Source organism: Kitasatospora sp. NPDC091257 (assembly GCF_044757675.1).
Taxonomy (GTDB): domain Bacteria; phylum Actinomycetota; class Actinomycetes; order Streptomycetales; family Streptomycetaceae; genus Kitasatospora; species Kitasatospora lactacystinica.
This window is the reverse complement of sequence record NZ_JBIVVI010000237.1, coordinates 1-9143: the sequence shown is the minus strand read 5'-3', so window position 1 is coordinate 9143 and position 9143 is coordinate 1. Positions and strand designations below refer to the sequence as shown.

Below are 9143 nucleotides of genomic sequence, written 5' to 3'. Positions count from 1 at the left end.
GTCAAGGTTCCTTGACCTCCGCTTGGGGTCCCCGCGCCGCCACTCGCCTCCCCGCGGCCCGTCGCCGCCCGGCTACGGGCCGCGGGGGCGACTCCGGGGATCAGCCCAGCGGCAGCTCCAGGCGGGACTCGTTGCCGCTCGGCGAGCCGATGGTGACGGTGCCGCGCTCCGCGGCGTAGGAGTACAGCTGGTCACGGCTGTTGACGACCAGCGCCAGCCGGTGGCCGGTCGGCACGTCGTACGCGGCGGGTTGGAGCGCCCAGCTGACGGTGGTGTCCTTCCCGGGGGTCAGACCGCGCACGGTGTACGGCTCGTGGGTGACGATCCGCGCCGTACCGTCCGGGGCGACGTCGAACAGGTAGGCCACCAGGGTGGCGGCGTCCTCGGTGCTGCGCACCGTCAGCCGGACCTGCGCGGCGCCCCGGATCCGGCGGGCCGCCTCACCCTGCCCGGTCAGCGGGTCGGTCGACCAGACCAGCAGGTTCTCCCGCTCGAACTCGGACAGCACGTACGTCCGGGGGTTGCCCGTCCACTCCTTCTGGCCGGTGTCCATCACGCCGTCCACCGCCGTCGCCCTGGTCTCCACGCCCGCGGTGAAGCTTCGCGACCAGCCGTCGTTCTGCTTGTCGGCCAGCGCGCCGTCACCGTCGCCGTTGACGCCGGTGAGGTACCACGTCTCCTCGCCGGTGGTGACGTCCGCCCATGAGTCGCGCGACTCCCGGCGGGCGGCCTCGGTGATCCGGTTGCCGCCGCCCAGCACGGGCTTGGTCTTGTAGGTGAACATCACCTGGCTGGTCACCTGCTTGCGGTTCGGCGCCTCGTTGTCGGCGCGCAGCAGGTGGTGGTCCAGGAACTCGAAGGCCTCCCGAAGGGGATCCGCCAGGCCGGGGAACGGCAGGTGGGTCAGCAGGCCGGACATGCCGGCGCCCTCGGGCGCGCCGTGGTCGCCGATCCACAGGTTCAGCTGCTTGGGCACCGTCAGCCGGTTGTAGACGTCGATCACCGAGGAGGCCGGGAAGAGCGTCTCGTGCCAGGTGTTGGAGACGAAGGTCGGGATGCCCCGCCGGTTGGTCTCGCGGAGGTACGTCTCCGGGGAGCGCTCGTCGCCCCAGGCGATCACGTCGTCGAGGTCGCGGTTCTGGTCGAACTTGTCGAGGATGTCCAGGGTCTCCGCGTCGAACTTGTCCTGCTTCTCCCCGCCGGTGAAGCCGACCAGCAGTTCCACGGCCTTCACGTGCCGGGTGTCGTTGGCGTAGAGGCTGGTGGCCAGGTTGCCCCAGGTGCTCAGCGCGACCACGGCGGCCACCCGCTCGTCGGGGTCGTGCGCGGCGACCAGCTGGCTGATCCCGGAGCCGTAGGACAGGCCGAGGAAGCCGACCTTGCTCGGGCCGCTCCAGCCCTCCGCGTGGGTGATCACCTTCACCCCGTCGGCCCAGTCGTCGGGGCCGGCGACGTCGACGCGGCCGCCGGAGGTGGAGATCCAGCCCGGATAGCCGAGGCCTCGCGGGGTGTAGGCCAGGACGTGGTAGCCGCGCAGCGCCAGCTTGATGTAGCCGTAGACGAAGGGCAGCCAGCCGAGCGGGTTCCAGCCGGCCGGCACGATCACGACCGGGCGGGGTTCGTCGCCCTTCAGCCTGATGCGGAACGCCGACAGCCGGATGTCCTCCTCCACCTCGATCCCGGTGACGTCGACGTCGGCGATCTGCCGCACCTTGGCCACCAACTCGGCCAGTTCCGGCGGGAGCTGCACCGTCCCGTCGCCCTGGGCGGCCGCCTGCAGGGCGTTGCCGAGGTCGATGACGGCCTGGTTGACGGTGGTGCCGGGCCCCCGGAGTCCCTTGTCGGCGACGTCGGCGAGCGTGGCCTCGGTGATCGCCGGGATCGGCTCTCCACTGACGCTGGTCATGCGAACCACCCTTCCGTTACGGATACTGTTCGCATCCTGGATCACGGCGGGTGAAACGAAACTGATGTAACGTCAGATTCACTGAAATGGATGGAGTCCCGATCAACTTCTATCGATGACAATAGAGTTGTAGTATCCGCGCCCGACCACACAGCGGGCGGGCGACGACCCTCACCGCCACCCGCCCGCCGGCCCGGTCAGGGTCGCGAGTCGAGCACCAGTTGCCGGAGTTCGGCGGTGCACATCATGTAGCCGTCCGGAGTGGGCACGTGGGCGAGGTAGTGGGCGAGGTCCGTGCCCAGCGCGAACACCTTCACCGGGGTCCCCGCGGCGCGGGCCGACTCCACCACCCTGCGCAGCCCGTCCAGGACGGCCGGGTGCCGGGTCTGGTAGGACTCCGCCACCAGGTGGTTGCCGCGGTCCGCGGCCAGGTAGAACTGCACCAGGTCCTTCACCCCGACGAACAGTTCGCTGGCGCCGGCGGCGCAGATCTCCGCCGTGGCGTGCACCGCCGCCGGTGTCTCGATGAACGCGGACAGGGGCACCTCGGCGGGCAGTTCGAGGTGCTTCCTGAGCTGGGCGAACTCCTCCGCGTCGTTGAGGAACGGCACGGAGAGGTGCACCCGGCCCGCGGCGTCGCCGAGCCGCTCGCGCAACGAGCCGAGCATGGCGTGCAGCGCCTCCCGGTAGGCGGTCGACCCCAGCAGCCAGCGTGCGCCGTGCAGGCCCAGCTCGGGGTTGGGCTCGACCGCGACCGGGGCCAGCTCGGTGACGCTGGCGGCGTGGTCGGAGCGGAGGTCGAGCATCCTCAGGATCAGCCGCTGGCCGGGCAGCAGCGCCTCGGTGAAGGCGCACAGCCGGTCGGCGAGCGCCCGCCCGTAGACCGCCGCTTCGGCCGGGCCGCCCTCCAGGGAGTCGAGCGGACTCAGGCCCGCCGCCAGGCAGAGGAACTCCTCCCGGATGAAGAAGCAGTCGACCCGCTTCGCCTCCGGTCCGCAGGAGTTGATCGCGCTGATGTCCTGGAGGTCCGCGATGACCGCGCACGCCGCGCCGAGGTCGGCCGGCGAGGGGGCCCCGGCCCCGGCGTCCGCGTCGGTCCCGGCGCCCGCGCCGGACTCGACGACGATCGACTCGCCGTCGAGGTCCAGCACCGCCTCGCCGACCAGGTCGTCGAGGTCCGCCTCGTCGACGCGGAGCACGGGAATTCCCCTGCCCCGGCAGAGCGACTGCATGTGGCCGGTCAGCCCGCCCGAACCGCAGACCACCGCGCGCGCCGCCACGATCGCCTCGTACAGGCCGGCGTCGAGGGAAGGGGCGACGAGGATGGATCCCTCAAGCGGATGTCTCGTGCGATTGCAGGTGCCCCGCACTTCGCTCTGTGCACCACCGGTCAGCAGGGATCCCTGAATCCGTCGCCCGTCCACCTATTCCTCCTGTTCTTCGGCGGTCGCCATTCCCAGCTGTCGGCGCAGTTGTCGTGGTGTCACGGAGACATCGGTGAGTCGTTCGACCGCGGCCCGGTTGACGACCACCCTCATCAGGCGGTCGTACCGGGCGGCATCCACCGCAGCGGCCGGACGTTCACCCATGGACCGGATACAGGCGTCCAGTCGGGAATCGAGCAGGTTCCGTTCAATTCGACCGCGCGAGGCCAATCTCCTGGCCTCCAGTACCACAGCGTCCTCGAATTCCGCCCGGGCCGCTTCCTCCAGATTGCCGACACCCCCGCGGTGCCCGGCCGCCTTTCCGGCCACGCTTTCGGCCGTGCTTCGAGCCGGACTCCCCACCGAAGTCCACTCCGAAGTCCGAGCCGAACTCCGCTCCGCGATCCGAGCCGAAACGTCCTCTTCCACTTCCAGTTGCTCGATCACGTGCGCGGCTACCGCGATCGAATGGTTCTTGATGGCGGCGAGATTGAAGGTGAACGCACCGGTTCGGCCGTTCCGCACGATCTCGTCGCCCTCGCGCAGCGCGCCGACCGCGGACACCGGGCCCGCCACCCCGCCAGGGCTCAGCAGCACCCCCCGTCCGTCGACCTCCAGGCCGCGCCCGGTGCGCGCGTGGGGCTCCGCGATCCCCCGCCGCAGGAGGTTCCGCCAGAGCGGCCGGTCGACCCTGCTGTAGTCCGACTCCCGGCCGAAGTTGGACACCACCAGGTCGGCCTCGATGGTGTGCTCCTCCTGCGGGGAGGCGACCGACACGGCCAGCCGCCCCGACTCCGCCGGCCTGACCGCCTCCACCTTGCCGACGACCAGCCGCACCGCCCCGTCCGCCGCGTGCAGGGCGCGCTCGATGACCGCCATCGTGTACTCCAGCACCCCGACCCGCAGCGCGGCCAGCGCGGTGCCGAACTCGTCCAGCAGGCCCCGCAGTTCCGCGGTGGGGATGCGCTCGATGGCCTCGGGGAGGTGCGGCTCCCACGCCTTGACCACCCGCTCGGCGACCACCACCGGGGAGACGTCGGGATGCTCCCGGACGACCGTCGAGCACGCCGTGTCCCACTCGGCCCGGATCCGGACGAGGAACTCCTCACGGTTCCGGTACGGCTCCAGCAGCGTCTTCGGACAGGGGAGGCGCAGCACCCCGTGCTCGTGGCCGCCGGGGTACGTCCGGAACATCGTCCCGGTCCTGGAGATCAGATGGATCCTCCCGGTGTGGCCCTGGCGCAGCAGCAGGCCCGCCGAGTCGTAGGCGCTCAGCACGGAGCCGACGATGGCGACCGTCGACTCGGACGGGAGCGAGACGAGCTTGCGGATTCCGGCCGCGGAGTAGGGGTCGCGCACGAAGGAGGCGTGGGTGCGGACCTCGGAGGCGAAGACCGGCTCCCGGAGTTCGAGGCCGGTCGCGAGGACGACCTGGTCGGCGCGGAGCACGGTCACCGCCGGGCTCCGGTCGGCTCCGCCCCCGCGGCCCGACGGCTGCTCGATCGTCACGTCGGCGCCGGTGGGCCGGACTTCCAGGTCGACCGCCTCGCCCTCCGCTTCGACGAGCACGACACCGGGAGGGGCTTCGCGCCTCGCCTCGGCCAGCCGGTCGCTCAGGTAGTCCTGGAAGATCCGCCGGGGCGCCGGCCCCTGCTCGACGAACCGGAGCCCGGCCCAGGGCTCCGGCCAGCCGCTGCGGTCGGCCTCGTGGTTCGCCCAGCGGACGAAGTCGAGGACGTCCTCGCGGAACACCGACATCCGGCCCGCCTGGATGTTGAACACGTAGTCCCAGGGGTTGCCGTCCCGGTGGTAGGCGACGCCCGCCGAGCGGTAGTCGGAACGTCGTTCCAGCAGGACGATCTCCAGCGGTCTGCGCGCGAAGCAGAGCAGCCGGATGGCCGTGGCGGTGCCGGCCAGGCCCGCCCCGACTATGAGGACTCTTGGACGCGTACCCGTTCGACTCATGGTCAAGCCTCCGCATCGAAGGATGGGAACCCGGCTCTCCTGTCCCGAACGCCGGGCACGTGGTCTGCTGAGGACGTGCGGCTCGGACGGAGCGACGTGCTGTCCGAAGTGCCCCAGGATCCTAGAACAGGTGATCCGCCGACCATGACGACTTGTCACGAAATCCGATGGGCATGCTCCGAAACCGGGTCGCCGTCGACCGGTCCGGCAGGCCAGACTGCCGGGGTGGACACTCGCCGACCCTGCCCCTGCTGCGGCCGTCTCGTCTTCGATGTCCGGGAAGGGTGGCCCGGTTCGTTCGTCGTCTGCCCGCTCTGCTCCTGGGAGGACGACCCGGCGCAGCTCAGGTGGCCGCTGAGGCCGGACGGCGCCAACTCGGTCCCGCTGCTGCAGGCCCAGCGCAACGTCCGGGAGTTCGGGGCCTGCGACCAGCGCGGCCGGCGGTTCGTCCGGCCGGCGACGGCCGACGAGCCGCTCGACCCCGCCTGGCGCCCGATCGACCCGGCCGCGGACCTCTTCGAGGACTGGCAGGACGAGGAGCAGCGTCCCTGGCCCGAGGACCGGTCGGTCCTGTGCTGGTGGCTCCCGACCTTCTGGGACACCACCGAGGACCTGACGCCGGACCCGCCCCACCGCATCACCGTCGACGTCGGCTCCGTGCGCGGCGAGAACGACCTCCACACCGTCCTGAAGCGCGAACTGCGCCTCCCCGCGTTCTACGGCATGAACTGGGCCGCGTTCTGGGACTCGATCACCGGCCTGGTCGCGATGCCCGCCGAACTGCGCTTCGTCGGCTGGGCGGATCTGGAGCGCGAACTCCCGTGGGCGGCGCAGGCGCTCCGTGACGCGTTGGGCCGGTACGCCGCGCTCGGCCGGGACTTCACCGTCGTGTACGACTGACGGCGGCGCGGCCGTGGCCCGGCCCGACGCCGTTCGACGCCGTTCGGCACCGTTCGGCACCGGGCCACGGCGGGGAACCCTCCGTCACTTCTGGTACGGCGTCCACTCCTGGGCCGGGTTGTCGTCCAGCGGCTCCAGGGTGACCGGCTGGTTCAGACCGTTGGCCTGGAGGCCGGTGCGGCGGTCCTTGACGCTCTCGACGACGGTGCGCTCGGAGCCGATGTCGAAGATCCACCGCTGGGCGGGGTCGTTCGCGTTGCAGCCCTTCAGCGTCACGGGGTTCCCGACGCCGTTGTCGGTGACGCACCTGTCGTAGTGGGTGCCCTTGATACGGAAGCTGCCGTCGTCGAGCTGGCCGATCACCCAGTCCTGGAACGTGAGTCGGGCGTCCCGGGTCCAGACCTCGCCGCCCTCGTACTCGTCGAGGTTGGTGCCGTCGCTCGACACCTGCAGGGACACGGCGACCGGGTCCCGCGGGGCGGCCGTGGCCGGGCCGCCGCCGAGGGCGGTGAGGCCGGCGAGGGCGACGGCGGCCGCGAGGACGACGGCGGGCTTCTGGGGGATTCGCACTGCTGCTCCTGGTTCGGGGGGTCGGGGGTTCACGGGCCGGCCGGGTCGGATCCGGTCCGCCGTGAAGTTAGGTGCAGGGCGGGCCGGTTGGGCCGGCGGCACGCGGGTCGCCCCGACTGGTTCCGGGGTTTCACTGGGACGGCGCAAGCTTGTCCGCTCCGGGCCTGTCCGCCGTCGCTCCCGCCCGGCACAATCACCGGTATGACGATCACCACCGGTGCGCCGCCCACGCGCAACACGCCGGTCGCCCTCGCCCGCGGCTTCCTGACCGGAAGCGTGATCGGAGGATCGCTCGCCGCAATGGTCGTCGGCGTCGTCGTCGACAAGGTGGCACTGCTCATCGCCGGCATGGGCCTTCCCATCGTCTACGGCCTGCTGCTCCTCCTCGCCGGCGTGCCGCGGCGGGCCCGGGAGGCAGCCGTCGTCCCGCGGACGGCGCTCGCGATGATCGAGAGCCTGGACGTCCCGAAGGGCGAGGTGACCGACCTGGCGGTGCGGTTCGACCTCACCGTCGTGCCGGACGAAGGCCCCGCGTTCCGGGTGGAGTTCACCCAGGACATCCACGTCGCCGACCTCCCCGACTACCGGCCGCGCGGCGTCCTGGTGGTCCGCTACCCGCCGGACCGGCCGGCAGCCGTGCGCATCGTGAAGCGGCCGACCCCGGTGTGGGAGGAGCGGGCGGCCGGGGCGCTGCTCGACTCCGCGCCCGCCTCGACCAAGGTGAGCGAGCCGCCCGACAGCTGCGCCGTCCCCTTCCTCGGGTTCCTCGGTCTGCTGCTCGCCGCGGCGGCCGTCGTCCTCCTGTTCCGGGTGGACCTGTTCGAGGACGAGCCCGCCGGCCCGCCGTCCTCCTCCGCGAGCCCCTCGGCCTCCGCCTCCTCGTCGTGGTCGACCAAGGTGGTGACGGCCGGGTCCGGCACCGTCGTGCTCGGCCCCGGGCAGTCCTTCCTCGACGAGGGCGAGTTGGGGCGGGCCGTCAACTCGTTGACGCGCAACGGCGAAGCGGGGCCGGTGACGACCCTGCAGGTGACGGACAGCCTGCTGGCGCTGACGTTCTCCTCGACCGACTCGAAGGCCCGGGAGTTCGATCCGGTGTCACTGCCCTACGAGCGGTTCCCGGCCCTGGTCGACGAGGCCAGGACCACGCTCGGCGTCCACGCCCCGCAGGCCTGGAGCATCACCGTCCTCCGCACCGACGGCTCCGTCACCATCACGGTCACCGTGGCCGGGCCCGGGGGCGCCGCCGTGCTGGAGGCGGACGGACAGGGCCGGGTGCTGCGGCGCACCTCGGCGCACTGAACCACGGACAGGACGGACGGGAGCGGGGCACACATGAACTGGCACGGAATCCTGGCCCTGTGGTGCGGGGTGTTCGGCGCCGTGGCGCTGGTCGGGTACGGCCGGTCGCTGGCCGGCCTGACCAAGGCGCAGCGGGCCGTACGGGTGAAAGGGCGGATCGAACGGGTGGGGGAGCCGCGCGACGGGAGCTCCTCGAACGACGGGATAGCGGTGGTCGTCCGCTTCCAGGACCCGTCCACCGGCGAGGAGTTCGTCGTCACCAACGACAGCGGGACCGGCGACCGGATCAGCACGGCCTGGGTGGGCCGGGAGGTCGGAATCCGCTATCCGCGCGGGAGGCCGCACGCCTTCCGGTTCGTCAGCGACCTCCAGGCGGGGCGGAGGGGGCTCGCCTGGCCCCACACCGCGGTGTTCCTGATCTACGTCGGGCTGGTGGTCGTCCTCTCGATCGACCGGGGCTGGCCGTGGGCCCTGGTCGCGACCTGCGGTCCGGTCACCGTCCTCGGCGCGTTCTACCTGCCCGGGGAGAAGCAGACGATGAAGAAGCGGCTCGCCGAGCTGGCCGCCATGCTGTCCGTCCCGGGGCGGGTCGTCGCCGTCCTCAGGAACGTCGAGACCGACCAGGACGGCGACACCCGGACCAGCCGGACGCCGGTCGTCGCCTTCACCACCGAGGAAGGGACGGCCGTCACCGCCTACTACCCCTCGGGCCTGCCGGACTCCGCCGTCCCGGTCGGCGGGGACCTCACGATCCACTACTCCTCCGCCGACCCGGCCGACTTCACGCCGGACCTCGCGGCCACCCGCCGGTCCGTGGCGGGGAACGTCGGCTGCGCGGTGACGGTCCTGGTCGTCACGGCGGCGACGACCGTCACGGGCGTGGTCCTGCTCCGCCTGTAGCGCCCGACGGCACACGCCAACGGCCCGCCGCCGGGAAGGCGGTGGGCCGTTGAGGGGACTCCGCGTCCTTCCCGCCGTCCGCACCGCCAACGCCAGGACCGGTCCGGGCCGAACCCGAACGCGCCGCCCCCACCGCACGCCGAAGCACCGGGAGTGGGGAGTCGGCCCGGCCGACGTCC

Annotated in this window: 7 protein-coding genes; 3 read left to right on the top strand and 4 right to left on the bottom strand. The window is 72.0% G+C overall.

Annotation, left to right across the window (positions count from 1 at the left end; translation table 11 throughout):
* Nucleotides 1–100: 100 nt before the first annotated feature.
* The 3 genes from ACIQOV_RS13920 to ACIQOV_RS13910 all read right to left on the bottom strand — a co-directional run bounded on the left by ACIQOV_RS13920 (nucleotide 101) and on the right by ACIQOV_RS13910 (nucleotide 5295).
* On the bottom strand, nucleotides 101–1906 hold the full coding sequence (locus ACIQOV_RS13920) for a CocE/NonD family hydrolase C-terminal non-catalytic domain-containing protein (RefSeq protein WP_401048405.1): 1806 nt from the start codon (nucleotides 1904–1906) through the stop codon (nucleotides 101–103).
* Nucleotides 1907–2103: 197 nt separating this feature from the next.
* The gene (locus ACIQOV_RS13915) at nucleotides 2104–3330 is read right to left on the bottom strand and encodes a putative PEP-binding protein (protein WP_401048404.1); all 1227 of its coding nucleotides are present in this window, start codon (nucleotides 3328–3330) and stop codon (nucleotides 2104–2106) included.
* Nucleotides 3331–5295: an FAD/NAD(P)-binding protein gene (locus tag ACIQOV_RS13910; protein WP_401048402.1), complete on the bottom strand. Its 1965-nt coding sequence runs from the start codon at nucleotides 5293–5295 to the stop codon at nucleotides 3331–3333.
* 225 nt (nucleotides 5296–5520) lie between these two features.
* Between ACIQOV_RS13910 and ACIQOV_RS13905 the strand changes: the two genes are divergently transcribed.
* Complete coding sequence (locus ACIQOV_RS13905) at nucleotides 5521–6195, top strand: CPCC family cysteine-rich protein (protein ID WP_401048400.1); 675 nt, start codon at nucleotides 5521–5523, stop codon at nucleotides 6193–6195.
* Between the two features lie 84 nt (nucleotides 6196–6279).
* On the opposite strand, the gene ACIQOV_RS13900 is transcribed toward ACIQOV_RS13905, so the two are convergent.
* Nucleotides 6280–6765 (bottom strand): ricin-type beta-trefoil lectin domain protein, encoded by a 486-nt coding sequence (locus ACIQOV_RS13900; protein WP_401048399.1) that lies wholly within the window; start codon nucleotides 6763–6765, stop codon nucleotides 6280–6282.
* A gap of 201 nt (nucleotides 6766–6966) precedes the next feature.
* Here ACIQOV_RS13900 and ACIQOV_RS13895 point away from each other — a divergent pair, with 201 nt between their 5' ends.
* Entirely contained in the window at nucleotides 6967–8064 is a 1098-nt protein-coding gene (locus ACIQOV_RS13895) for a hypothetical protein (RefSeq protein ID WP_401048397.1), read from the top strand.
* Between the two features lie 33 nt (nucleotides 8065–8097).
* Complete coding sequence (locus ACIQOV_RS13890; protein ID WP_401048396.1) at nucleotides 8098–8964, top strand: DUF3592 domain-containing protein; 867 nt, start codon at nucleotides 8098–8100, stop codon at nucleotides 8962–8964.
* The last annotated feature ends 179 nt before the right edge of the window (nucleotides 8965–9143 follow it).

Excerpts from the sequence above, each read along its gene's own strand:
- ACIQOV_RS13920 (WP_401048405.1), bottom strand. The coding sequence starts at position 1,906 with ATGACCAGCGTCAGTGGAGAGCCGATCCCGGCGATCACCGAGGCCACG.
- ACIQOV_RS13910 (WP_401048402.1), bottom strand. The coding sequence starts at position 5,295 with ATGAGTCGAACGGGTACGCGTCCAAGAGTCCTCATAGTCGGGGCGGGC.
- ACIQOV_RS13895 (WP_401048397.1), top strand. The coding sequence starts at position 6,967 with ATGACGATCACCACCGGTGCGCCGCCCACGCGCAACACGCCGGTCGCC.
- ACIQOV_RS13890 (WP_401048396.1), top strand. The coding sequence starts at position 8,098 with ATGAACTGGCACGGAATCCTGGCCCTGTGGTGCGGGGTGTTCGGCGCC.